Origin of the sequence: Streptomyces sp., assembly GCF_035645055.1 — a bacterium.
Lineage (GTDB): Bacteria > Actinomycetota > Actinomycetes > Streptomycetales > Streptomycetaceae > Streptomyces.
The window spans coordinates 89,597-111,132 of record NZ_DASQNH010000056.1; the positions used below are offsets into that span (position 1 = coordinate 89,597).

General features: G+C 72.7%; 28 protein-coding genes. 8 read left to right on the forward strand and 20 right to left on the reverse strand.

The genetic code is table 11. The features are described 5' to 3' along the window. Positions 1-21: 21 nt before the first annotated feature. Positions 22-636: a TetR family transcriptional regulator gene (locus VE614_RS19240; RefSeq protein WP_324938189.1), complete on the reverse strand. Its 615-nt coding sequence runs from the start codon at positions 634-636 to the stop codon at positions 22-24. Positions 637-740: 104 nt separating this feature from the next. Between VE614_RS19240 and VE614_RS19245 the strand changes: the two genes are divergently transcribed. After that, positions 741-1,709 (forward strand): zinc-binding dehydrogenase, encoded by a 969-nt coding sequence (locus tag VE614_RS19245; RefSeq protein WP_324938192.1) that lies wholly within the window; start codon positions 741-743, stop codon positions 1,707-1,709. Between the two features lie 144 nt (positions 1,710-1,853). Here the strand turns inward: VE614_RS19245 and VE614_RS19250 are convergent, their stop codons facing one another. The 5 genes from VE614_RS19250 to VE614_RS19270 all read right to left on the reverse strand — a co-directional run bounded on the left by VE614_RS19250 (position 1,854) and on the right by VE614_RS19270 (position 5,005). Further along, positions 1,854-2,036, reverse strand: a complete 183-nt coding sequence (locus tag VE614_RS19250; RefSeq protein WP_324938195.1) for a hypothetical protein — start codon at positions 2,034-2,036, stop codon at positions 1,854-1,856. Positions 2,037-2,069: 33 nt separating this feature from the next. Further along, a complete protein-coding gene (locus VE614_RS19255; RefSeq protein WP_324938197.1) occupies positions 2,070-2,864 on the reverse strand; it encodes an HAD family hydrolase in 795 nt (264 codons plus the stop codon). Beyond that, the gene (locus VE614_RS19260; RefSeq protein WP_324938200.1) at positions 2,861-3,007 is read right to left on the reverse strand and encodes a hypothetical protein; all 147 of its coding nucleotides are present in this window, start codon (positions 3,005-3,007) and stop codon (positions 2,861-2,863) included. The genes VE614_RS19255 and VE614_RS19260 overlap by 4 nt, the downstream gene beginning before the upstream one ends. A gap of 51 nt (positions 3,008-3,058) precedes the next feature. Continuing rightward, a complete protein-coding gene (locus VE614_RS19265) occupies positions 3,059-4,315 on the reverse strand; it encodes a GNAT family N-acetyltransferase (protein ID WP_324938202.1) in 1,257 nt (418 codons plus the stop codon). A gap of 78 nt (positions 4,316-4,393) precedes the next feature. Further along, positions 4,394-5,005, reverse strand: a complete 612-nt coding sequence (locus VE614_RS19270) for an aerial mycelium formation protein (protein WP_324938204.1) — start codon at positions 5,003-5,005, stop codon at positions 4,394-4,396. A 136-nt stretch (positions 5,006-5,141) separates the two neighbouring features. On the opposite strand from VE614_RS19270, the gene dtd reads away from it, so the two are divergent. Then, positions 5,142-5,567, forward strand: coding sequence for a D-aminoacyl-tRNA deacylase (gene dtd / locus VE614_RS19275; RefSeq protein WP_324938207.1), 426 nt, complete (start codon positions 5,142-5,144; stop codon positions 5,565-5,567). Positions 5,568-5,570: 3 nt separating this feature from the next. Here dtd and VE614_RS19280 read toward each other — a convergent pair whose 3' ends face one another. Genes VE614_RS19280 through VE614_RS19290 form a run of 3 tightly spaced genes read right to left on the reverse strand, consistent with a single transcriptional unit; the run spans position 5,571 to position 7,576 of the window. Continuing rightward, positions 5,571-6,536, reverse strand: a complete 966-nt coding sequence (locus VE614_RS19280) for a folate-binding protein (RefSeq protein ID WP_324938210.1) — start codon at positions 6,534-6,536, stop codon at positions 5,571-5,573. Positions 6,537-6,546: 10 nt separating this feature from the next. Next, positions 6,547-6,984, reverse strand: a complete 438-nt coding sequence (locus tag VE614_RS19285; protein ID WP_324938213.1) for a Fur family transcriptional regulator — start codon at positions 6,982-6,984, stop codon at positions 6,547-6,549. A 16-nt stretch (positions 6,985-7,000) separates the two neighbouring features. Beyond that, positions 7,001-7,576 (reverse strand): FABP family protein, encoded by a 576-nt coding sequence (locus VE614_RS19290; RefSeq protein ID WP_324938216.1) that lies wholly within the window; start codon positions 7,574-7,576, stop codon positions 7,001-7,003. A 219-nt stretch (positions 7,577-7,795) separates the two neighbouring features. On the opposite strand from VE614_RS19290, the gene VE614_RS19295 reads away from it, so the two are divergent. Then, positions 7,796-8,158 carry a DsrE family protein gene (locus VE614_RS19295; RefSeq protein ID WP_324938218.1) on the forward strand — a complete coding sequence of 121 codons (363 nt, stop codon included), beginning with the start codon at positions 7,796-7,798 and terminating at the stop codon, positions 8,156-8,158. Here VE614_RS19295 and VE614_RS19300 read toward each other — a convergent pair. From VE614_RS19300 to VE614_RS19335, 9 genes are all read right to left on the reverse strand, one after another. Further along, positions 8,152-8,538 carry a VOC family protein gene (locus VE614_RS19300; protein ID WP_324938221.1) on the reverse strand — a complete coding sequence of 129 codons (387 nt, stop codon included), beginning with the start codon at positions 8,536-8,538 and terminating at the stop codon, positions 8,152-8,154. The genes VE614_RS19295 and VE614_RS19300 overlap by 7 nt on opposite strands. Positions 8,539-8,575: 37 nt before the next feature. Then, on the reverse strand, positions 8,576-8,836 hold the full coding sequence (locus VE614_RS19305; RefSeq protein WP_324938224.1) for a DUF3099 domain-containing protein: 261 nt from the start codon (positions 8,834-8,836) through the stop codon (positions 8,576-8,578). Between the two features lie 94 nt (positions 8,837-8,930). Then, positions 8,931-9,221: a DUF1416 domain-containing protein gene (locus tag VE614_RS19310; RefSeq protein WP_043502058.1), complete on the reverse strand. Its 291-nt coding sequence runs from the start codon at positions 9,219-9,221 to the stop codon at positions 8,931-8,933. 58 nt (positions 9,222-9,279) lie between these two features. Next, positions 9,280-10,119 (reverse strand): sulfurtransferase, encoded by an 840-nt coding sequence (locus tag VE614_RS19315; RefSeq protein WP_324938227.1) that lies wholly within the window; start codon positions 10,117-10,119, stop codon positions 9,280-9,282. A 131-nt stretch (positions 10,120-10,250) separates the two neighbouring features. Beyond that, positions 10,251-10,331 carry a putative leader peptide gene (locus tag VE614_RS33790; RefSeq protein WP_350203226.1) on the reverse strand — a complete coding sequence of 27 codons (81 nt, stop codon included), beginning with the start codon at positions 10,329-10,331 and terminating at the stop codon, positions 10,251-10,253. Between the two features lie 209 nt (positions 10,332-10,540). Continuing rightward, the gene (locus VE614_RS19320; protein WP_324938230.1) at positions 10,541-11,272 is read right to left on the reverse strand and encodes a DUF2993 domain-containing protein; all 732 of its coding nucleotides are present in this window, start codon (positions 11,270-11,272) and stop codon (positions 10,541-10,543) included. A gap of 104 nt (positions 11,273-11,376) precedes the next feature. After that, entirely contained in the window at positions 11,377-12,489 is a 1,113-nt protein-coding gene (locus tag VE614_RS19325) for a hypothetical protein (protein ID WP_324938233.1), read from the reverse strand. 8 nt (positions 12,490-12,497) lie between these two features. Then, the gene (locus tag VE614_RS19330; protein WP_324938237.1) at positions 12,498-12,752 is read right to left on the reverse strand and encodes a MoaD/ThiS family protein; all 255 of its coding nucleotides are present in this window, start codon (positions 12,750-12,752) and stop codon (positions 12,498-12,500) included. A 38-nt stretch (positions 12,753-12,790) separates the two neighbouring features. Continuing rightward, positions 12,791-13,657: an alpha/beta hydrolase gene (locus tag VE614_RS19335; RefSeq protein WP_324938240.1), complete on the reverse strand. Its 867-nt coding sequence runs from the start codon at positions 13,655-13,657 to the stop codon at positions 12,791-12,793. Positions 13,658-13,936: 279 nt separating this feature from the next. Here VE614_RS19335 and VE614_RS19340 point away from each other — a divergent pair, with 279 nt between their 5' ends. Both VE614_RS19340 and VE614_RS19345 read left to right on the forward strand, forming a co-directional pair. Then, entirely contained in the window at positions 13,937-14,704 is a 768-nt protein-coding gene (locus VE614_RS19340; RefSeq protein ID WP_324938243.1) for a response regulator transcription factor, read from the forward strand. Between the two features lie 109 nt (positions 14,705-14,813). Further along, positions 14,814-15,836 (forward strand): LacI family DNA-binding transcriptional regulator, encoded by a 1,023-nt coding sequence (locus VE614_RS19345; protein ID WP_324938246.1) that lies wholly within the window; start codon positions 14,814-14,816, stop codon positions 15,834-15,836. A gap of 49 nt (positions 15,837-15,885) precedes the next feature. On the opposite strand, the gene VE614_RS19350 is transcribed toward VE614_RS19345, so the two are convergent. After that, the gene (locus VE614_RS19350) at positions 15,886-16,842 is read right to left on the reverse strand and encodes a sigma-70 family RNA polymerase sigma factor (protein ID WP_324938249.1); all 957 of its coding nucleotides are present in this window, start codon (positions 16,840-16,842) and stop codon (positions 15,886-15,888) included. A 10-nt stretch (positions 16,843-16,852) separates the two neighbouring features. Then, positions 16,853-18,052, reverse strand: coding sequence for an NAD(P)/FAD-dependent oxidoreductase (locus tag VE614_RS19355; RefSeq protein ID WP_324938253.1), 1,200 nt, complete (start codon positions 18,050-18,052; stop codon positions 16,853-16,855). A 198-nt stretch (positions 18,053-18,250) separates the two neighbouring features. On the opposite strand from VE614_RS19355, the gene VE614_RS19360 reads away from it, so the two are divergent. From VE614_RS19360 to VE614_RS19370, 3 genes are all read left to right on the forward strand, one after another. Then, a complete protein-coding gene (locus VE614_RS19360; RefSeq protein WP_414719608.1) occupies positions 18,251-19,219 on the forward strand; it encodes a S1C family serine protease in 969 nt (322 codons plus the stop codon). A gap of 140 nt (positions 19,220-19,359) precedes the next feature. Continuing rightward, positions 19,360-20,097 carry a response regulator transcription factor gene (locus VE614_RS19365; RefSeq protein ID WP_324938259.1) on the forward strand — a complete coding sequence of 246 codons (738 nt, stop codon included), beginning with the start codon at positions 19,360-19,362 and terminating at the stop codon, positions 20,095-20,097. After that, entirely contained in the window at positions 20,094-21,533 is a 1,440-nt protein-coding gene (locus VE614_RS19370) for a HAMP domain-containing sensor histidine kinase (RefSeq protein ID WP_324938262.1), read from the forward strand. Before VE614_RS19365 ends, VE614_RS19370 begins: the two co-directional genes overlap by 4 nt. Positions 21,534-21,536: the final 3 nt, after the last annotated feature.

Below are 21,536 nucleotides of genomic sequence, written 5' to 3' on the forward strand. Positions count from 1 at the left end.
CGAGTTAAATTTTTTACCGAGTCAGCGATCGGCGAACCGGGGCAGCCCGGCGGCCAGCAGGTCGAACGCGCGTTCCGCCGCCGTCACCGCCTCCCCCCGGAGGTGCGCCGCGCGCTCCCCCGCCGCGATCCGCCGCCAGTTCTCCTGCGCCAGGATCCGCTGGACGGCGATGATCTGCCCCGCCGCCAGCCGGGCCTCCAGATCACCGCCCAGCACGCCGGCGAGCGCCGCCTCCGAACGCTCCAGGTGGCCGTGCAGCCGGGCGACCAGGGCGGGGGTGCCGTAGAGCAGGGTGTGGAAGGCCAGGACCTCGGGATCGTCGTTGAGTCCGGTGACCGGATCGCACCGGTCGAGCCCGGCGAGGAAGTCGCGGCGCAGCGCTACCAGCGGGGCCGCGTCCGAGGCCGCGACCACCCGGGCCGCCTGGCCCTCGTGGTCCGCGATCCGGTGCAGGACCAGGTCCTCCTTGGCCGGGAAGTACCGGAACAGCGTCGGCTTGGAGATCTCCGCGGCGGCCGCCACCTCGGCGACCGACACCGCGTCGAACCCCTTCTCCAGGAACAGTCCGATCGCGAGGTCCGACACCACCTGGTACATCCGCTGCCGCTTGCGCTCACGCAGCCCGATCTCAGCCATGCAACGAGCCTACGGTCGTCCCCCCGCCGCTCCTTGACCTCAACTCCGCTTCAGGTCGAAGACTGCCCCCGGAAACGATGATCCGACGGGCGGAGGGGTGAGCCATGCTCACGGCGCAGGTGAAGGAGTTCGGCGGGCCGGAGGTGCTGGTGCCGGTGGAGGCACCCGATCCGGAACCGGGACCCGGCGAGGTGCTGATCGAGGTGTCCCACGCCGACACGATCTACCTGGAGACCCAGCTGCGAGCGGGCTGGGGTGGCGAGTACTTCACGGTGACCCCGCCGTACGTGCCCGGCGGCGGGGTGGCCGGAACCGTGCGTGACCTGGGACCCGGAGTCGAGGAGCGGTGGCGGGGGCGCCGGGTCGCCGCCTTCGTCGACGGCAGCTACGCCGAGCGCGCGCTCGCCCCGGCCGACGCCCTCACCGCCGTACCGGACGGCCTCGCTCCGCGCGCCGCGGCGGCCCTGGTCCACGACGGGGTGACCGCGCTGGGCCTCCTGGAGCGGACCGCCCTCGCGGCCGGCGACCGGGTGCTGATCCTCGGCGCGTCCGGCGGCATGGGCACCCTGCTCGTCCAGCTGGCCCACGCCCGCGGCGCCCGGGTGGTCGCGGCGGCCCGGGGCACGGAGAAACTGGCCCTCGTCCGGCGGCTGGGCGCCGACGAGGCGGTCGACGTCGGCGCCCCCGACTGGCCGGAGCGGGCCCGCCGGGCGCTGGGCGGCGCCGCCGACGTCGTCCTCGACGGAGTGGGCGGCTCACTCGGCGCCGCCGCCCTCCCGCTCACCGCGCCCGGCGGGCGCTTCTCCGCCCACGGCGCCCCGACCGGCGGTTTCGCCGACCTCGACCGGGCGGACGCGGCCCGGCGCGGCATCACCCTGTACGGCATCGCCGACGCGCGGTACCCGGTGGCGGAGATCGTGCGGCTGCGGGCCGCCGCCTTCGCCGAGGCGGCGGCCGGCCGGCTCACGCCGGTGGTCGGAGCGGAGGTCCCCCTCGCGGAGGCGGCCCGGGCGCACGCGCTGATCGAAGGGCGGGGTGTGGTGGGGAAGGTGGTGCTGGACGTGCGGGGGTGACGGTCCCTCAGGTGGTGTCACCCGGGACGGTGCCACTCCGGCAACGCCTCCGCGATCCCTTCGTCGCCGGTACGTCCAACCCCGTAGCCCGTGCGGATGCCCGGGGCAGGGCGGCGGCCGGAGGACCGCCCCTGGTGACGCCGGTCAGCCGGCCCTCTTCGCGCAGGGCGCGCAGGCCTGGCGTACGGTCGCGCGCTCCACGCCGGACTCCGCCGCCGGCTCGGCCCGGGTGGGCGGCTCGGCGCCCACTTCGAGCGTGCCCTCGCGGATGCGGGTGCGGGGGCCTTCGGCGATCTCGTGGGCCGAGGGCCTGCTGGTGGCGGTCACGTGCCGATGTCCTTCGGTGCGGGCCGTCCGCGGCTAGTCGCGCGCACGCGGCGCGGCCGCATCTCGATGCCGCCCCGTGCCCAGGGCAGGGAGTCCTCGCGCCCTCAGAACGCGCAGCACCGGTTCCAGCGAATCCACCACGTCGCCCGCTCCCGCGTCCCTCAGCAGGCGGGCCTTGCGATCATTTCTCGCATACCCCAGGAACGGGATCCCCGCCCGTCGCGCCGCCTCGTGGTCGGTCGGGGTGTCCCCGATGAACAGGGCCGTCTCCGGGGCGGCCGTCAGCGCGTCCAGGGCGCGGTCGAGGTGGTGGGGGCCCGGTTCCAGGCGGTGCGGGTCCGGGTCGCGGCCGTAGATGTGGGGTCCGAAGCACTCGGCGAGACCGCGGCCCGCGAGGTAGGCGCCGATGACCCGCGGGGAGTTGCCGGAGGCCACGGCGAGGCGGGCGCCGACCGCGGTCCAGGTGCGGATCAGCGGGTCGGCCCAGGCGGTGGGCATGGCGGTGGCGGTGGCCCGCAGTTCCTCCTGGGTGAGGCGTTCCTCCAGCTCCGCCACCACGCCCCGGCCGAGCCGGGCGCGGTCCACGGCGCGCAGCACGGCCTGCGGGTCGGTCGTGTGCCGTTCCGCCTCGGTGAGCAGGGCGCGCAGCCCGCGCCCCTCCAGCCAGTCCACGAGGCCGCCGGCCACCCCGGGTGCCGGGTGCCCGGCGAAGAGGCGGCAGATCGGTCCGTCGAAGTCCCAGAGCACGACCTCGGCACGGGTGACCAGTTCCCGCAGCCGGTCGGTCGGGCTCACCACCGGTTCGGTCCGCGTCGTATCAGAAGTCACCAGGAAAGTGTCAGGTCCCGGGCGATGGTTTCCCAGAGGGCGTCGAACGACTTCTGGGATCCGTCCACGAAGGAGGCGTCCCGCCGTCCGGTGCCCCGCTCGAAGGGAAGGAGCGGGGACTCGCCGGCCGGCACGTCGTACATGCCGAGGACGCCGGCCTCGGTGGACCCGTCACCGGCCGGCGGGAGGAGGCTTCAGAAGGAGTCCGGGCACCAGGGACGCCGGGACGTGCGCAGCAGGGCGTCGGCCCGCCGGGCGGCGCCCGCTCGTGTCTCCCGCACCCGCCCCGCGGCCGCCAGCCGCACCGCCGACTCGTCCCCCAGCCACAGCGCCCCGAGGCCGGACACGTCCAGCGTGAGGTCGGCCTCCCGCGAGGTCGCCGCGCAGACCCCGCGGCCGTCCTCCCCGGCCTGAAGCAGATACCGTCCGCCCGTGAACCCGCCCGGGTCGACGACCTCCAGCACCAGCTCCCCGGCCCCCTGGTAGCTCCGCGCTTCCAGCGCCGCTACGACGTCCAGGATCCGCACCCACATCCAGTCCGCCTGCGTGGTGATCCGGGCGGCGCGCGGGTCCGGCAGACACAGCGGCAGCAGATCGTCCGGGGCCCGCCAGCCCGACTTCACCCGGGTGACCCAGTCGATGGAGCACAGCTGGCGCCACAGCGCCCGTTCGGCCCGCGGCTCCGCCGCGACCAGCCACTTCACGGTGGCGGTGTTCCCCGGCTGCTTGGCGTCGCCCCACCGGTCGTCCACGGTGTACGCCGCCATGCCCTCGACCTCGCCGGCCGGCGAGCGGTACACCGCGTAGAACGGGTCCTTCCAGTCCGGGAGGACGCGCAGCGCGCCCGTGTTGATCTGCCACCACCGCTCGTCGCGGTTCACCGCGCCGTGCTGGGCGCGCCGCACCCGCTCGTACAGCTCCGGGCCCAGCTTGCGCACCTCGGCGCCGTCGGCCAGGTCGATCCGCCCGCCGTCCGCGGGCCCCGCCCAGCGCGGATCGAGCCCGGCGCGCGGCACGTCGACGGTCCACTCGGCGGTCGTGGTGGCCGGTCCGAAGCCGTACCGGCCGTAGATCGGGTACTCGGCGGCGATCAGCGTCGCCACCACGTCGCCGCGCTCCTTCGCCGCCGCCAGGTCCCGGCCCATCATCCGGGTGAGCAGCCCGCGCCGGCGGTGCGTGGCGGACACGGTCACGTTGGTGACGGCGTTCGCGGCCACCACAGCGCCGCCGACCGCCGTCAGCTCCTGCGGGAAGGACCGCAGCGTCGCCACGCACCGGCCGCCGTCGAAGGCGCCGACGGTGCGGTCCGTCAGGATGCCGGAGGCGCGGGCCGCGATCTCCTCCTCGGTGATCGTCTCGCTGCGCAGGAAGCCGACGGCCACCGCCCGCAGCCAGTCCGGTATCTCGTCCTCGGTGATCAGGCGTACGTCGAGGTCGTCACGATCGCTCATGGCGTCACGGTAGGTGCCCCCGGCCCGGCACGTCGCGTGGATTTCGGGCCGCCGGCCTGGCGGGACACCCTGACCGCCTCACAGCAGCAGGTCGTCGACCTGCGCCTCCCCGTCCCGGTACCGCCGGGCGATCTCCGCGCTGCACCCGTCGGCGGTGCGCTGGAGCCGCTGGCGGCGCCGGGAGACCTGCTGCTCGTAGCGGACGAGCCGCCCGATCCCGTCGGCCAGCTCCGCGTCCGTGCGGGCGTCGAGGGCGGACAGCTCCACCTCGGCCAGCATCTCGGCGGCCAGCCGCCGGTACTCCTCGCGCCGCGGCGTCCCCAGCCTCACATGCCGGGCCGAGGAGCGCTGCCGGGCCGGGGCGTCGGTCAGGATCTCCGGCAGCCGCTCCACCACCGACGCCTCCCCCACGGCCGGCACGGACGTGGACCCGCGCCGCGCCAGCTCCGCGCGCAGGATGTCGATCCGCCCCTGGAGCAGCCGCCGTACATAGCTGAGGTCCGCCTCGTCGCGCTGGGCGTCCCGGCGCACCGCGCGCAGCTCGGGCAGGCTCAGCGCGCCCAGGTCGGGCTCGGGCGGATCGGGTTGCCGCGGCGGGCGGGCGGCGCCGTCCGGGCCGTCGGGACTGTCGGTGCGCTGCGCGGGCGGCCGCAGTGTCCCCAGTTCCTCACCCGTGCTCGGTGTGCTCATGTGCCTCTACCGTCCCCTCGACCGGTGTGTGGGAAGCATCGTGCCACCCCAAGTGGCCGCTATGTGATCGAGTGCCCCCGAACAGCCCCAGATGGACGGGTTAGGGATCGAAAAGCGGCCACGGCATGATGGTCATATGCGAGCTGTGGTGCAGAGGGTGGACGGCGCGAGCGTCGTGGTGGACGGCCGGACCGTCGGGGAGATCATCGGCGAGGGACTGTGCGTGCTGGTGGGCGTGACCCACGAGGACACCCGGGAGAAGGCGGCCCAGCTGGCCCGCAAGCTCTGGTCCGTCCGGATGCTGCACGACGAGAAGTCGTGCAGCGACGTCGACGCCCCGCTGCTGGTGATCAGCCAGTTCACCCTCTACGGCGACGCCCGCAAGGGCCGCCGCCCCACCTGGAACGCCGCGGCGCCCGGCGAGGTCGCCGAGCCGCTGGTCGACGAGGTGGTCGCCCAGCTGCGGGCGCTGGGCGCGACGGTGGAGACGGGCCGGTTCGGCGCGCAGATGCGGGTGTCGCTGACGAACGACGGCCCGTTCACCGTCCTGCTGGAGATCTGACCGCTACGGCGCCACGACGACTTCCTGGGCCGCCGCCGTGTCCCCGGCCACCAAGCGGGCGTCCACGGGCACGTTCCGCTTCACCAGGGCGAGGGCGACCGGGCCCAGCTCGTGATGGCGGACGGACGTGGTGATGAAGCCGATCTTCCGCCCGTCGGGGCCCTCGTCGGCGAGCCGGATCTCGGTGCCGGCCGGGGGCAGATGGACCTCGCTGCCGTCCAGGTGCAGGAAGACCAGCCGGCGCGGCGGCTTGCCCAGGTTCTGCACCCGGGCGACGGTCTCCTGACCCCGGTAGCAGCCCTTCTGCAGGTGCACGGCGGTGCCGATCCAGCCCAGCTCGTGCGGGATGGTCCGGTGGTCGGTCTCGAAGCCCAGGCGCGGCCGGTGATGCTCGACGCGCAGCGCCTCGTACGCCAGCAGCCCGGCCGCCGGTCCGGCCGACGCGGCGTACTCCTCCAGCCGTTCGCGCGGCAGGAAGAGATCGCGGCCGTACGCCGTCTGCCGGACGACGACGCCGTCCGGGACCTCGGCGATGGAGCCGGCGGGCAGGTGGACGACGGCGAAGTCCGCGGTGCGGTCGGCGACCTCCACCCGGTAGAAGAACTTCATCGACTCCAGGTACTGGAGCAGCGCGCCCTCGGTGCCGGGCTCGACGTGCGCCCACACCGTCGTCCCGTCGTCGACGAGGTACAGCGCGTGCTCGATGTGGCCGTGGGCGGAGAGGATCAGCGCCTCGGTGGCCTCACCGGTGGGCAGTTCGCTGACGTGCTGGGTGAGCAGCAGATGCAGCCAGCTCAGCCGGTCCTCGCCGGTGACGGTGACGACCCCGCGGTGGGACAGGTCGACGAAACCGGTGCCGGCGGCGAGGGCGCGCTGCTCGCGGAACAGGTCGCCGTAATGGGCGGCGACGCCTTCGTCCACGCCCTCGGCGGGGACCGCGCCGGGCAGGGACAGCAGGGGGCTCTTCATGGACCCAAGCCTACGACTCGGTACTTGAACCCTTCAGGGAACAGTCCTCGCACCGGCCGAAGATCGCGAAGTGCTTCATGTCCGTGTCGAATCCGAACTGCTCGCGCAGCTTCGCGGTGAACTCGGCGGCCACGCTCACATCCGCCTCGATGACGTCGGAGCAGTCGCGGCAGACCAGGTGGATGTGATGGTGCCGGTCGGCCAGGTGATACGTCGGCGCCCCGTGCCCCAGGTGGGCGTGGCTGACCAGCCCCAGCTCCTCCAGGAGCTCCAGGGTGCGGTAGACCGTGGAAATGTTGACCCCCGACGCCGTCTTCCTCACCTCGCTGAGGATGTCGTCGGGGGTCGCGTGCTCCAGGGTGTCCACGGCTTCGAGCACGAGTTGCCGCTGCGGGGTCAGCCGATAGCCGCGCTGCCGCAGATCGCTCTTCCAGTCGGTGCTCACCACACTGGAAGTCTAAGAGCTACTTGAAGAAGGCGATGCCGTCGTCCGGCATGTCGTCGGGCAGGGCCTTCGCCCAGCGCTCGACGTCCTCCGGGGTGACGACCTTCTTCAGGTGGGCCGACATGTAGGGACGCAGCTCGACCTCGGGGGTCTGCTTCTCGCCGACCCACATCAGGTCGCTCTTCACATAGCCGTAGAGCCGCTTGCCGCCGCTGTACGGCCGGGAGCCGGCGGTGCGCGCCACGGCGTCCGTGACCAGGTCGATCTGCGGTTTCTGGTGGGCCATCTCGCCGTACCAGATCTCGATGACGCCGTCGTCGCGGGTCATCGTGATCTCGACCTTGCGGGCGTCGTCGATCCGCCAGAAGCCGTGCTCCGACTCCAGCGGGCGCACCTTGTTGCCGTCGTTGTCCAGCACCCAGGTGTGGGAGTGGTACTCGAGGAAGTCCCGGCCGTCGTGGGTGAAGCTGACCTCCTGCCCGAAGTTGCACTTCTCCGAGCCGGGGAAGTCGTGCACGCCCGCGCCCGCCCAGTTGCCGAGCAGGAAGGCGAGGGGGACCAGGTCCTTGTGGAGGTCGGACGGGATCTCGATCATGAGAGGCGTTTCCTGGCTATTCCTGGCTAGTGGGTCAGCGCTGGCCCTGGTACAGCTTCTTCACGGTCAGACCGGCGAAGGCGAGAACGCCGACGGCGACCAGGACCAGCAGGATTTCGAAGAAGAGCTCCACGGCGTGCTCCTTGTTGGGCGAGGGTGAGCGGTACACAAGGCCGGGGACCAGCTTACGCGGGTGCCTCGCGCACTACGATTCCGGCTATGGCGAAGAAGCTCGTGATCAAGGTGACGGCGGGGGCGGACGCCCCCGAGCGGTGCTCGCAGGCGTTCACGGTGGCCGCGGTGGCCGTGGCCAGCGGGGTGGACGTCTCCGTCTGGCTGACCGGCGAGTCCGCCTGGTTCGCGCTGCCCGGCCGGGCGGCCGAGTTCGAGCTGCCGCACGCGGCACCGCTGCCCGGCCTGATCGACTCGGTCCTCGCCGCGGGCAGGCTGACGCTGTGCACCCAGTGCGCGGCCCGGCGGGACATCACGGAGCAGGACGTCATCGAGGGCGTCCGGATCGCCGGCGCGCAGGTCTTCGTACAGGAGGCGCTGGCGGAGGACACCCAGGCGCTCGTCTACTGATCGCCGGTCCGCGCCGGCACGTAGAGGCAGAAGGGGTGGCCCGCCGGGTCCAGCAGCACCCGTACGTGCGACTGGGGCTGGAACGCGGCGAGCCGGGCGCCCGCGAGAAGGGCGGCGGCCGTCTCGCCCTCCAGATCGTCGACCTGAATGTCCAGGTGGCTCATCATCTGCTGCCGGTCCGGCTCGCCGGGCCAGACGGGCGGCTCGTACCGGGGCTCGGTCTGGAAGGACAGGCCGGTGCCGCCGTCCGGCGGGCGGATGTGCACCCAGTCCGGTCCCTCCTCGCCGTTCCACACCCGCCAGCCGGGCAGCAGCCTCAGATAGAAGTCCGCCAGCTCACGCGCGTTCGGCGCGTCCAGGGTCGTCGCCACGAGTCTCATGCGCCGGGGGTACCCCGTACGGCCGGGCCGGCACCCGTCACCCCGGGCGCTTCCTGCCGTCCAGCTCGTCCCACCACTGGTCCGACTGGGGATCCCCGGAGGGGTCGTCCCACCAGCGGTCGTCGGCACCGCGACGGTTGGCGATCACCGCGGCGACGGGCGGGATCACCATCGCGATCACGCACATCGCGACGGCCGCCTCGGTCGACCACAGGCGCACGACGGCCCACGCCAGGACGAAGAGCACCAGGCAGGTGCCCATCAAGGCGAAGTACGTGTGACGTCGCCGTGCGTACATACGTCCAGGGTAGGCAGGGCCGCGGGCACGGAGAAGGGCCGCACCCCAGGCGTCCAACCCGGGGGGTGCGGCCCTTCCGCCGTACGGGTCCTCGTCAGACCGCGATCGCGACCTCGGCCAGGGCGCCCTTCTCGGCGACGACGACCGTGCGGTCGGCGGTGCCACCGGGCACCAGGGCGCGGACGGTCCAGGTGCCCTCGGCCGCGTAGAAGCGGAACTGGCCCGTGGCGGAGGTGGGAACCTCCGCGGTGAACTCGCCGGTCGAGTCCAGGAGCCGGACGTAACCGGTCACCGGCTCGCCGTCGCGGGTCACCTGGCCCTGGATGGTGGTCTCACCGGGCTTGATCGTCGAGGCGTCGGGGCCGCCGGCCTTCGCTCCACACATGTCTTTCTCCAAGAGGGGTCTGACCGGAAGGCCGGTCGGATCGGTTGCTTGCCGGGGATTACTTGTTGGCGCCGAGCTCGATCGGCACGCCGACGAGGGAGCCGTACTCGGTCCAGGAGCCGTCGTAGTTCTTGACGTTCTCCACGCCCAGCAGCTCGTGCAGGACGAACCAGGTCAGCGCGGAGCGCTCACCGATGCGGCAGTAGGCGATGGTGTCCTTGGAGAGGTCGATGCTCTCCTCTTCGTAGAGCTTCTTCAGCTCGTCGTCCGACTTGAACGTGCCGTCGTCGTTGGCGTTCTTCGACCACGGGATGTTGCGGGCGGTCGGGACGTGGCCCGGGCGCTGCGACTGCTCCTGCGGCAGGTGGGCCGGGGCGAGCAGCTTGCCGGAGAACTCGTCGGGCGAACGGACGTCGACCAGGTTCTGGCTGCCGATGGCGTTGACGACGTCGTCGCGGAAGGCGCGGATCGCGGTGTTCTGCGGCTTGGCCTTGTACTCGGTCGCCGGGCGCTCGGGCACCTCCTCGACCAGCTCGCGGGCGTCCAGCTCCCACTTCTTGCGGCCGCCGTCGAGAAGCTTGACGTTCTCGTGGCCGTAGAGCTTGAAGTACCAGTAGGCGTACGAGGCGAACCAGTTGTTGTTGCCGCCGTAGAGCACGACCAGGGTGTCGTTGCCGATGCCCTTCGCCGACAGGAGCTTCTCGAAGCCCTCCTGGTCGATGAAGTCGCGGCGGACCGGGTCCTGGAGGTCCTGCGTCCAGTCGATCCTGATCGCGTTGCGGATGTGGTTCTTGTCGTACGCGGACGTGTCCTCGTCGACCTCGACGACGGCGATGTCGGGGTTGTCGAGGTTGTCCTGCAACCAGTCGGCGTCGACCAGGACGTCGCTGCGGCTCATGCTCTTTCTCCTCCGGGGCAGTTGCGGCGGGGCGTGCGAGTGTGAGGCGTGCGCGAGGTGCCGCGGGGCGGCGCGGCGCACGGATGCCCTGAGCAGGGCGGGTGGGTGAAGGCGGAAGGCGGTGCTGCCGCTCAGACGGTGCGACAGAGCATGGCGGCAACGCGGCACAGGTCCACTGCCCGCCGCTTTGTGAGATCCGCCTGTCGCTTCATGGCGTCGATCGTAGGGACGGACGGGCGGGCGTGTCACCGGCGTGTCGCATTGTGAGACAGGATCGTCCGCATATCGAGAACAGAGTGCCGTCCGGACCGCCGCCGCAGCGCTCCCGGGCACGCGTTTCGGTCGTCACATCTGCGCTTCGGACTCGGGCGTCTCGCCTGTCGGACAGACCGTGTCCACCGGCCCGCCGTCCGCCGCGTTCCTACCCGGCCAGCCGGACGTCGGAACCCTTCACCGAGATCTCCACACCGTCCGCCGCCGCCTCGACCTTGTCCAGCCGGATGCCGCCCGGGAGGTCGTCGATGGCCTGCTGGAAGTCGGTGATCTGCCGGACCGACTCCTCGGCCAGGTCGAGCCCCGCCAGCTGCGGCAGCGAGTCGGTGCGCACCTCGACCTTGTCGCCCTCGACGCTGACCGTGCTGAGCACGGAGAGCCGCTGGGTGCCGAGGACCGGGACGTCGGCCTCGACCCCGACCTTGATCTTGCCGTTGCCGCCGTCGGCGAGGCTGACCACGCGGGCGGTGATGCCGGGCGCCACTTCGGTGGGCTCCGACTTGGCGGCCTTCAGCAGCTCGTCGTAGGCGATGGTGGCCGTGCCGGTGGCGGAGGCGGCCGTCGCGGAGCTGTAGTCGCCGGAGAACCGGACCCCGTTCATCCGCGCCCGCAGGTCGCCGATGCGGATCTTCTCCCCGTCGCCCGCCGCGGCCTCGTAGTCGTGGATGCCGACCTCGACCTCGTCCAGCTCGCCGCCCGCGAGCTGGGTCAGGAACGGGAAGCCGTTGATCGACACGTCCGGGGTCGAGGACAGGTTCTCACTGGCCCGCAGCCGGTCCGCGACCTCGCCCTCGGCGAAGTGCACGGCGATGCGGTCCACGGCCACGAAGAGTCCGCCGAGAATCACGACGACGATCAGAAGTATTCGCAGCGCGCGCATCTTTCCCCACTTCGGCCTTCGGCAACGAACGGCCAACGTAACCCCGCCGGGCCGCCCGGCCGCGGAATTGTGGATCGACTGTGACAGGCGCCGCGCCGGGCCGGTCAGCCCAGCGCCCGGCCCAGCACCCACGCCACCGGTGCCGCGGCGCTCAGCGGCAGGGCGACGCCCGCGGTGAAGTGGACGAAGCGGGAGGGGTAGTCGTAGCTCGCGACCCGGTGGCCGATCAGGGCGCACACCGCGGCCGCCGCGCCGAGCAGCGCGCCTTGCGCGCCCACACCGGTCATGCCGCCCACCGCGATGCCCGCGCCCGCGGCGGCGAGCAGCGAGACGACCACGGAGACCGGGGTCGGCAACGGCAGCGCGCGGGCCGGGACCGCGACCGCGACCGCCGCCGCGGCGATGGTCACCGCGTCGGGCTCGGCCGCCAGATAGCCGGTCGCCACGACCGCCAGGGCCGCCGAGACGACCGTGGCCATCAGGCCGTACAGCCGCTCGTCCGGGTCGGCGTGCGAGCGCAGCTGGAGGACCAGCGACAGCAGCACCCAGACACCGAGCGTGCCGAGGATCGCCGCCGGGCCGTTGTCCCGGCCCGCCACCAGCAGGGCCACGTCCGCGGTGAGCGCGCCCGCGAAGGCCAGCGCGATGCCCTGCCGGGCCGGCCACATGCCGTTGAGCCGGAACCAGCCGGCCGCGGTCACCGCCTGGAGGGCGACGAGCGGCACCAGCAGCGCGTACGAGCCGACCGCAGCCGCGCCGGACAGCAGCAGGCCGAGCAGCGCGGTGAGCGCGGCGGGCTGAAGACCGGGCTCGATGATCGGGGAACGGCCCTCGGCGCGGGCCCGCTGGGCCGCGGTGAGCACCGGCTGCGGCGTGGGAGCGGCCTCCGGCACCGGCGCCGCCACGGGCGCCTGGGGCTCGTAGGCCTGCTGCGGGGCGTAGGGCTGGGGCTGGGGCGCGGCGTACTGCTGCTGCGGCGCGTACTCCGCCGTCGCCTGCTGGAGCTGGGTGTCCCAGGTCTGCCCCTCCCACTGCTGGGTGTACTGGGCGGCGGCGTACTCCTCCTGGTACCCGGCCTGCTGCTGGTACTGCTGGTACTGCTCGGGCTGTTGGTGCTGTCGGGGCTGTTGGTACTGGTGAGGCTGATAGGGGTCGTACCCCGGGTACTGCTGCCCCGCGTACCCGTCGTACCCCTCGTACGGCTGCTGGTCGCTCATCGCTCTGGTCACCCTCCTGCGAACGGCGGGAGCACCTCGACCGTGCCGCCCTCGGCCAGCCGTACCGTCTCATGCCCGCGGGTCCCGACGGGGTCGCCGTCGACGAGGAACGAGCAGCGCAGCAGCACGCGCGCGAGTTCGCCGGGGTGCCGTTCCCGCACCGCGGCGAGCGCGTCGGCGAGCGTGGCCGCCTCGTACGGCTCCTCGGCGACCCCGGCCGCGGCCTTCGCGGCGGCCCAGTAGCGCACCGTGACCTTTGCCATCTCGTCCCTCACGTCAGTCCACTCGTGACACGGCCAGGCTAGCCCGCCGCGCCGGCGGCCCAGTCCCCGATCCGGGCGAGCAGGGCCTCGCCGGCCGCGTGTTCGGCGTGGCCCATACCGGGTTCGATCCAGAGTTCGCCGTGGTCACCGGCCGCCGCGGCCAGCATGTGCGGGTGGTCCAGCGGGAAGTAGCCGTCCCGGTCGCCGTGCACGACGAGCAGCGGGGTGGGGGCGATCCGCGGCACCGCCTCCACCGGGGAGAGCGGGACCGGGTCCCAGTCGCGGTGGTGGATGCGGGTGCGGAAGCCGTAGCGGCCGACCAGGCGGCCCGCGGGGCGGGTCACCAGCCAGTGCAGGCGGCGCATGGGGGCGGTGCCCCGGTAGTACCAGCGGGCCGGCGCGCTGACCGAGACCACCGCGGCGAGTTCGTGCTCCCGGTGCAGCGCGGCGTGCCGCAGCACCACCGAGCCGCCCATGGAGAATCCGACGGTCACCACGCGCGTGTGCCCGAGGCCGCGCGCCCAGTCCACGGCGGCGGCGAGGTCCAGCACCTCGCGGTCGCCGACGGTGGACCGGCCGCCGGAGGCGCCGTGGCCACGGAAGGAGAAGGTGACGACGGCGCCGTGGCGGGCGAGGGCGCGCGCGATCCGGCGCACGTGTGGGCGGCTCACATCACCGGTGAAGCCGTGCGCCACCACGAACACGAGGTGGCCGGCGGCGGGCCGGGAGATGTCCTGGGAACCGACGGCCGCCGGTTCGTACACGGCTTCGATCACCACTCCGTCGGCCGTGTACAGGAACGTCCGCTTTCGGGCGGGTCCGCTCACCCGGTTCGTCTCGGAGTGTGGACGATTGGTGGATGGCGGGGTGGATCGGGCCACATGACCTGCCGGACCTGAGCTCATGTGGGCTATTCTGCTGGGCAGAGGACTCGGGCAGCGCAGCCCCCGGGTCCTTTTGTGCTTTCGGAAGCGTTGTATACGACGCGGGAGACCGCGGGTGTACGGGCCTCGATCGCATGAGTGGCAACAAGCGGCCCCCGGGCCGCCGCGGATCCCAGGGGCGCGGGAGCCGCACCGTACGAGCAGTGCCGCAAACGTCCTCGCAGGGACCGAGGAGGAACCAGACGTTATGGGCGAGCGAACCGTGCACGAACGTATGACGACCCAGGCAGGTGGGGCGCGATGAGCTCTCTGCTGCTTCTCACCAATGCCCTTCAGCCGTCCACGGAGGTGCTGCCCGCTCTCGGCCTGCTGCTGCACAACGTGCGGGTGGCCCCGGCGGAGGGGCCGGCCCTCGTCGACACCCCGGGTGCCGACGTCATCCTGATCGACGGCCGCCGCGACCTCCCGCAGGTCCGCAGCCTCTGCCAGCTCCTGCGCTCGACCGGACCCGGCTGTCCGCTGGTCCTCGTCGTGACCGAGGGCGGCCTCGCCGCCGTCACCGCCGACTGGGGCATCGACGACGTCCTCCTCGACACCGCGGGGCCGGCCGAGGTCGAGGCACGGCTGCGGCTCGCGATGGGCCGCCAGCAGATCGTCGCCGACGACTCCCCGATGGAGATCCGCAACGGCGACCTGTCGGTGGACGAGGCGACGTACTCCGCCAAGCTCAAGGGCCGGGTCCTCGACCTGACCTTCAAGGAGTTCGAGCTGCTGAAGTACCTCGCTCAGCACCCGGGCCGGGTCTTCACCCGCGCCCAGCTGCTCCAGGAGGTCTGGGGCTACGACTACTTCGGCGGCACCCGGACGGTCGATGTGCACGTACGGCGGCTGCGGGCCAAGCTCGGCCCGGAGCACGAGTCGCTGATCGGCACCGTCCGCAACGTCGGCTACCGGTTCGTCACACCGGAGAAGGTGGAGCGCGCCGCGGAGGAGGCCAAGGCCAAGGCCGACCGAGCAAAGGCGGACAAGGCGGACAGCCTGACCGGTCCGGTCGCCACCGAGGCCTGATCCGCGTACCGGCCCGCAGTGCGGACACCGCGGGCCGGTCCCCCGTACGGGTGGGGCCAAGGCGTAAGACGCCCTGCCCAGAGCGGGTCTCTCCGCGTAGACTCCGCGCGTGGCCAAGGTGACTCGGGATGACGTGGCGCGGCTGGCGGGGACTTCGACCGCCGTCGTCAGCTACGTCATCAACAACGGACCCCGGCCGGTCGCCCCGGCCACGCGCGAGCGTGTCCTCGCCGCGATCAAGGAACTGGGGTACCGGCCCGACCGGGTCGCCCAGGCCATGGCCTCCCGCCGCACCGATCTCATAGGCCTGATCATCCCCGACGCCCGCCAGCCCTTCTTCGGGGAGATGGCGCACGCCGTCGAGCAGGCCGCCTCCGAGCGCGGAAAGATGGTCCTCGTCGGCAACACCGACTACGTCGGCGAGCGCGAGGTCCACTATCTGCGGGCCTTCCTCGGTATGCGGGTCTCCGGCCTGATCCTCGTCTCGCACGCGCTGAACGACCTCGCCGCCGCCGAGATCGAGGCCTGGGACGCGCGGGTGGTGCTGCTGCACGAGCGCCCCGAGTCCATCGACGACGTCGCCGTGGTCACCGACGACCTGGGCGGCGCCCAGCTCGCCGTGCGCCACCTCCTGGAGCACGGCTACGAGTACGTCGCCTGTGTGGGCGGCACCGCCGAGACCCCGGCCGTCGGCGACCCCGTCTCCGACCACGTCGAGGGCTGGCGGCGCGCCATGGACGAGGCGGGCATCCCCACCGAGGGCCGGCTCTTCGAGGCGCCGTACAACCGCTACGACGCCTACCGGGTGGCCCTGGAGCTGCTGTCCGGGCCGGACCGTCCCCCGGCGGTCTTCTGCTCCACCGACGACCAGGCCATCGGGCTGCTGCGCGCGGCCCGCGAGCTGCGCATCGACGTCCCCGGCGAGCTGGGGGTGGCCGGCTTCGACGACATCAAGGAGGCGGCGCTCGCCGACCCGCCCCTGACCACGGTCGCCTCGGACCGCTCGGCGATGGCCCGCGCGGCGGTGGACCTCGTCCTGGACGACGGGGTGCGGGTGACGGGGTCCCGGCGGGAGCGGCTGAAGGTGTTCCCGTCCCGCCTGGTGATACGGCGGTCGTGCGGCTGTGAGTGAGCTTCCGTAGGGCCTCTTCGGTACCCCTTTCCTCGCAGCGCGGTCCAGTTCACCACTGGGCGACGAGCGGCGTGTCCGGTTCCTGCCGCCGCCAGGCCTCGCTGAGGCGGACGAGCCGGTCGGGGGCGGCGATGCCGCGCACCGTGGCGATCCTGCCGCTGGCGATGTCGAACGTCACGGCCCCGACGACCCGGTCGTCGCCGAGCACGAAGAGGATGGCGGGAGCCCCGTTGACGAGCGCGTAGTGGACGGCGGGCGTGCCGCCGGCGAGTCGCCGTTTCGCGGGCGTGGGTCTGAAGCCGGCCCGCGCGACGGCGGCGATGCGCTGCGGAGTGTCGTACCGCAGCAGTTTCTCGGTCAGGCCGGCGCCGTCGGAGATCGCGGTCGCGTCGTCGGTGAGCAGTGCCACCAGCCGTTCGGTGCGGCCCGAGGAGGCGGCGGCGAGGAACTCCTCGACGATCCTGCGGGCGGATTCCGGGTCGATTTCGCCGCCGCGGCGGCGCGCGGCGGTGAGGCGGCGCCGGGCCCGGTGGAGGTGCTGCTGGCTCGCGGACTCGCTGATGTCGAGGATCTCGGCGATCTCGGCGTGGCTGTGGGAGAACGCCTCGCGCAGAAGGTAGACGGCCCGCTCGAGGGGTGACAGGCGCTCCAGCAGCGTCAGCACGGCCAGGGAGACCGATTCGCGCTGTTCGAACGTGTCGGCCGGGCCGAGCATCGGATCGCCGTCGAGGAGCGGTTCGGGCAGCCAGGCGCCCACGGCGCGTTCGCGGCGGGCCTGTGCCGAGCGGAGCCGGTCGAGGCAGAGGTTGGTGACGACCTTGGTCAGCCATGCTTCCGGCACCTTGATCCGCTGCCGGTCGGCGGCCTGCCAGTGCAGGAACGCGTCCTGCACGGCGTCCTCGGCGTCGGTGGCGGAGCCCAGCAGGCGGTACGCCAGCGAGGCCAGCCGGTTCCGGCTGGCCTCGAACCGGCTGGTGTCGAAGCGATCAGTGGCGATGCTGTCCACGGGGACGACCCTAGGCGGCTACGCGCTTCTCGTCGGACGCGTCCGACGAGGCGGCCAGGCGGCGCTTGCGCTTGGGCAGACCGAAGGTCGGGTGCGAGGTGGCCCACAGCGACATCCCGAGGATGCCCGCCTTGATCCGCGCGGCCTTCCGGCCGCCCAGGTACTTGGGCTTCGCCCGCCCTTCGCCGTCGACCATCTGAAGGATCGCGTCCCGCCGCCCGAGGCTGATGTGGTTGGCCACGTACTCCAGCTTGGTGTTCGTGATCTCGCGGCCGGTCAGGCGTCCCATGATCGCTTCCGTGGCCTGCCGGCCGGTGCAGCCGGCCGAGGCGCAGGACATCGGCAGCGGCCGGCCGTTGTCGCCGATGGCGTGGGCGCTGTCGCCGACGGCGTAGACGTCCGGGTGAGAGACCGACCGCATGGTGCGATCGACGACGATCCGGCCGTTCTCGGTGACCTCCAGCCCGCCGGCGGCGGCGATGGGGTGGACCGCGAACCCGGCCGTCCACACGGTCGCGTCGGACGCCAGGACGGTGCCGTCGGCGCACAGCACCCGCGTCGCCTCGACGGCTTCGACGGTGGTGTGCTCCAGGACGGTGACGCCCAGCCGGTCGCAGGCCCGGCGGAGGTGGCCGCGGGCTCCGGCGGAGAGCGGGGCGCCCAGTTCGCCGCGGGCGATCAGCGTCACCGACAGGCCGGGCCGGGATTCGGCTGTCTCGGTGGCGGTCTCGATGCCGGTCAGTCCGTCGCCGACGACCAGCACGCTCCCGCCGCCCCGCCCGTCCAGGCCGTCCAGGCGCTCGCGCAGGCGCAGCGCCGAGGGCCGGCCGGTGACATCGAAGGCGTGCTCGGTCACACCGGGGACGCCGTGGTCGGCGACGTGGCTGCCGAGCGCGTAGAGAAGGGTGTCGTAGCCGAGTTCGCCGCCACCGGCGGCGTCGGCCACGGCGACGACCCGGCGTTCGGGGTCGACGGCGGTGACACGAGCCAGGCGCAGCCGTATCCCGGTGCCCGCGAAGACGTCGGCGAGCTTCGGGGCCTCGATCTCCTGGCCGGCCGCGAACTGGTGCAGTCGCAGCCGCTGGACGAAGTCCGGCTCGGCGTTGACCACGGTGATCCCGGTGTCCGCCGGGGACAGGCGACGGGCCAGGTTCCCGGCCACGAACGCCCCGGCATACCCGGCGCCGAGGACGACGATGCGGTGCTTCATGTGCAGCTCCTGTCGTTTCGCTTCGTGAGTTGAGCGGGACGGCGAGCCGATTGCTGACAGGAACTGCATGTGACGTGCGCCACAAGAGGGGGAGCGGGCGCCGCCGGGCGAGGCGCCGGAACTTATATCGGGCATACGAGGTTCTGCCGGGCTTCTCAGGCAGCACTCAGGTGGCTCTCATGGTCGCGCGTGAAGCTCATGGACATGACCGAGAGCAACGTGAACCCCGAGTGGCCGCCCCCTCCGGCGTACCAGCCGCATCAGCCCACCGCGCTCCTGACGGAGCCCGTGTCCCGGCGGCGCGCCAAGAAGCGCGGGCCCGTCGCCCTGCTCACCGCCGTCGCGATCGTGGCCGCGGCGGTCGGCGGCGGCACGGCGTACGGCATTCAGGAGCTGACCGGCGGCACGTCCGCCGTGGTCGCGGGCTCCACCAGCACCGATGTGGTCCCGGCCAGCCAGAAGGGCACCGTCGCCGGGGTCGCCAAGGCGGTCAGCCCGAGCATCGTCGAGATCAACGCCACCTCGAACGCCGGGTCCTCCACCGGCTCCGGCGTGATCATCACCGGTGACGGCGAGATCATCACCAACAACCACGTCGTCTCCGGCGCCTCGCGGATCACGGTGACGACCAGTGACGGCAAGGAGTACACCGCCCAGGTCGTCGGCACCGACAGCGGCAAGGACCTCGCCCTGATCAAGCTGGACAACGCCTCCGGTCTGAAGGCGGCCACCCTCGGCGACTCCTCCGGGCTGCGGGTCGGCGACCAGGTCGTGGCGATCGGCTCCCCCGAAGGGCTGACCGGCACGGTGACCAGCGGCATCGTCTCCGCCCTCGACCGTGACGTCACCGTCCCCACCGAGGAGGGGCAGCAACAGCAGCCCGGCGGGGGCTGGCCGTTCGAGTTCGGCGGCCAGGAGTTCAACGGCGACACCGGTTCGTCCACGACCACGTACAAGGCCATCCAGACCGACGCGTCCCTCAACCCCGGCAACTCCGGCGGCGCGCTGATCGACATGAACGGCGACATCATCGGCATCAACTCGGCGATGTACTCGGCGAGCGGTTCCTCCTCGTCCGACGCGGGCAGCGTCGGCCTCGGCTTCGCGATCCCGGTCAACACCGTCAAGGCCGACCTGGCGAAGCTGCGGGCCGGCGCCACGGACTGAGGACCACGGCTGAGGAGACGACCGGCTCAGGAGACGACCGGCTCAGGAGACAACCGGCTGAGGAGACAACCGGCTGAGCGGACGTGCGAGGCTGAGAACGTCAGCGCCCGCCCGCCGAACCCACCCCGAGGAACCACGCCATGAGCCCCGCCGAAGGCGACCGTGCCCCCCAGCGCATCCTGATCGTCGACGACGAGCCCGCGGTACGCGAAGCGCTCCAGCGCAGCCTGGCCTTCGAGGGATACGACACCGAGGTCGCGGTCGACGGCGCGGACGCCCTGGCGAAGGCGGCCGCGTACCGGCCCGACCTCGTCGTCCTCGACATCCAGATGCCGCGCATGGACGGGCTGACCGCGGCCCGCCGGATCCGGGGCGCCGGGGACACCACGCCGATCCTCATGCTCACCGCCCGCGACACGGTCGGCGACCGGGTGACGGGGCTGGACGCCGGGGCGGACGACTACCTGGTCAAGCCGTTCGAACTCGACGAACTCCTCGCCCGGATCCGGGCCCTGCTGCGGCGCAGCTCGTACGCGGCGGCGGTCGCGGCCGCGGCAGCCGACGACGGCGAGGTGCTGGCCTTCGCCGACCTCCGCATGGACCTCGCGACCCGCGAGGTGACCCGCGGCGGACGGGCGGTGGAGCTGACCCGGACCGAGTTCACCCTGCTGGAGATGTTCATGGCGCACCCGCGCCAGGTCCTCACCCGCGAGCAGATCCTCAAGGCGGTGTGGGGCTTCGACTTCGAGCCGTCGTCGAACTCCCTCGACGTGTACGTCATGTACCTGCGCCGCAAGACGGAGGCCGGGGGCGAGCCGCGGCTCGTGCACACCGTGCGCGGCGTCGGATACGTCCTGCGCCAGGGCGGCACCGAGTGAACACGGCGGTACGCCGTCTGCGCGGCCTGCCGATCCGCTCCCGGCTGGCGCTGCTGGTCGCGGCGGCGGTGGCGTTCGCGGTGGCGGCGGTGTCCGTGACCTGCTGGTTCCTGGTGCGCGAGCGGCTGTACGCCCAGCTGGACGAGCAGCTGCGCAGCGAGCAGGTCTCGACCGGCCTGCTCCAGCTGATGCTGGACAACTGCCGGCAGGCCGAGCCCCGGCAACTCCCCCTGCCCCCGACCTCCCCCATCGTCACGATCCTGTACTCGGACGGGTCCACCTGCACCAATCCCGGCATCGAGAACGTGCCGGTGCAGGACGCCGACCTGGCCGTCGCCGACGGCGAGGCGGAGACGGCCCTGCACTCCGGGAGGACCACCGGCGGCACGGCCGTCCGCGTCTACACCCGCCCGGTCGTCGACCGCGACACCCGCGAGGTGCAGCCCGGGATCGCCGTCTCCGTCGCCAAGCCGCTCGGGGACGTCACCAAGCCGCTCAACTCGCTGGCCTGGGTGCTGCTGGCCGTCTCCGGCATCGGAGTGGTGGGCGCGGGCGTCGCGGGCCTCGCGGTGGCGCGGGCCGGTCTGCGCCCGGTGGACCGGCTGACGGAGGCCGTGGAACACGTGGCCCGGACCGAGGACCTGGCCATCCGCATCCCCGTGGAGGACGAGGACGAGGACGAGATCGCCCGCCTCTCCCGCTCCTTCAACTCGATGACGTCCGCGCTGGCCAGCTCCCGCGACCTCCAGCAGCAGCTGATCGCGGACGCCGGCCACGAGCTGCGCACCCCGCTCACCTCGCTGCGCACCAACATCGAACTCCTCAGCCGCAGCGAGGAGACCGGCCGCCCGATCCCGGAGGCGGACCGCAAGGCGCTGCTCGCCTCGGTGAAGGCGCAGATGACGGAGCTGGCCGCGCTCATCGGCGACCTCCAGGAGCTGTCCCGCCCGGACACCGGCCAGCACGGCGGCCGGACCCAGGTGATCCCGTTCCAGGAGGCGGTGGAGTCGGCTCTGCGGCGGGCGAGGCTGCGCGGCCCGGAGCTGACGATCACGGCGGACGTGCGGCCGTGGTACGTGCGGGCGGAGCCGTCCGCGCTGGAGCGGGCGGTGGTCAACGTGCTCGACAACGCGGTGAAGTTCAGCCCCGGGGGCGGCCGGATCGACGTACGCCTCACCGACGGCGTCCTCACCGTCCGCGACCACGGCCCCGGCATCCCCGCCGACGAACTCCCGCACGTCTTCGACCGCTTCTGGCGCAGCCCGGGCGCGCGGGCCCTGCCGGGTTCCGGTCTGGGTCTGTCGATCGTGGCCCGCACGGTGCAGCAGGCGGGCGGCGAGGTCGCCCTGACCCCGGCGGAGGGCGGCGGCACGGTGGTGACGATCCGCCTGCCGGGGGCACCGACGCCGCCGCCGGAGGACCTGCCGTCGGCCTGAGGG